Here is a 2,018-nt window from a genome sequence, read left to right on the forward strand (position 1 = left end):
CTATAAATTTTGAAATTAGTATTAACGTAAGTATGATTGAAAGTATTTCTAACAAGTAAAACCCTTGATATTTAATAATATTTTATTTTACTATGATTTATCTAATTTTAGGTTACAAATACAGTTTTTGATTTTTTTGTAAGATTGATAAATTAGATTATTCTGCTACATTTTTTAAATACTATTGAAAATATAAAAATAAAACAAAAAAAAAGGTAGAACATGAAAAGTATAACTATTAAAATGAAATTAATCATTGCTTTTTCTTTAGTAACTATATTAGTTGCTTTTTTAGGTTTTTATAGTATTTCAGGTATTGGAAAAACTTCCAATGGTTTTGTAGAGTATAGAGAAATGTCAAAAGGTTCTATCTTATTAGGACAAGTTCAGACTAATATGCTCTTAGCAAGAATGAGTGTTATAAATTATCTACAAAATGCTAAACAAAAAGATTTAGATAACTTTAACAATTCTTTTAATAAAACTCATGATTTTGTAAAACAAGCATTAAAACAAATAAATAATAAAGATCATAATATTTTAATTAAAAACTTAGATACTCAATTAAAAGAGTATAAAAATCACTTTAATAAGATAGTAGAATTTTTAAAAAGAAGAAATGAACTTGTTTCTAATGTTCTTGATGTTAATGGTAAAAAAATTGAACAAATTTTAACAAAAGCTATGTCAGATAGCCAAGAAAGTAAAGATTATAAAAATGCTTCAGAATTAGGAAAAGCAATTAGAGCCTTACTTTTATCAAGACTTTATACAGCAAAATTTTTAGATTCAAATAGTGAAGATCAATATAATAGAGTGCAAAAAGAGTTTATATCTTTACAAAAAGATTTAAGTACTATTAAAAAAGAGACAAGTGACAAAAATATAGTTCAAAACTTAGATAAAGCTATTACTCTTATTGAAAAATATAAAACAGCTGTAAGCGATGTTCATAATATAATTAGAGAAAGAAATGATATTATTCAAAATGGTTTAATCAAAGTTGGATTAGATATTACAAAAACATCAGATAAAGTTAAGTTGCTAATTAAAAAAGAACAAGATACTATTGGTTCAAATGTATCTAATTTAAATAGCTCAATACAAAATATTACTATGATTATTGCAGTATTAATTTTAATAATCTCAATAGTTTTAGCAATACTTATTCCAAGAAGCATATCAAAATCAATTGATAATTTTCAAGATGGATTAATAAACTTTTTTAAATACTTAAATAGAGAAAAAAGTGATGTTAATTTATTAGATGACTCTTCAAAAGATGAACTTGGACAAATGGCAGCAGTAGTTAATGAAAATATTGAAAAAACAAAAATAAATGTAGAAGAAGACCGCGCATTTATCGATGAAACAATAAAAGTATTATCAGAATTTGAACAAGGTGACTTAACTCAAAGAATTAAAATAAAAGTTCAAAACCCTGCTTTAATGTCATTAGAAAAAGTTTTAAACTCAATGGCAAGTAATATTGAAGTAAATATTGATAATGTTCTAACAGTTTTAGAAGAATTCTCAAATTATAACTATATGAATAAAGTTGATGTTGCAAATGTAAAAAACCAATTACTTCAATTAGCAAATGGTGTAAATAGTTTAGGTGATTCTATTACGCAAATGCTTGTAGAAAATAAACAACTTGGCTTAACACTAAATAATTCATCAAAAAAACTACTTACAAATGTAAATAAACTAAATGATTCATCAACAGAAGCTGCAACTGCTTTAGAAGAAACAGCAGCAGCTTTAGAAGAAATAACAGGAACAATTGTAAGTAATACAGAACATGTATTAGAAATGTCAAGTTTTGCAAATAAAGTTATTCAATCAGCAGAAGAAGGTACAAATCTTGCAAATCAAACAGGTAAATCTATGGATGAAATAAATGACCAAGTAACTGCTATTAATGATGCAATAGTTGTGATTGATCAAATTGCATTTCAAACAAATATATTATCACTAAATGCAGCTGTTGAAGCAGCAACAGCAGGAGAAGCTGG

General features: G+C 24.4%; 1 protein-coding gene. It reads left to right on the plus strand.

Going from position 1 to position 2,018, the window contains the following annotated elements; translation table 11 throughout:
• Positions 1-222 precede the first annotated feature (222 nt).
• Positions 223-2,018 (plus strand): methyl-accepting chemotaxis protein (locus ACERKK_RS13035; RefSeq protein WP_373773507.1); only part of this gene is annotated, 1,796 nt, incomplete at its 3' end.

The sequence above is a fragment of the Poseidonibacter sp. genome, from assembly GCF_041821165.1.
Classification (GTDB): domain Bacteria; phylum Campylobacterota; class Campylobacteria; order Campylobacterales; family Arcobacteraceae; genus Poseidonibacter.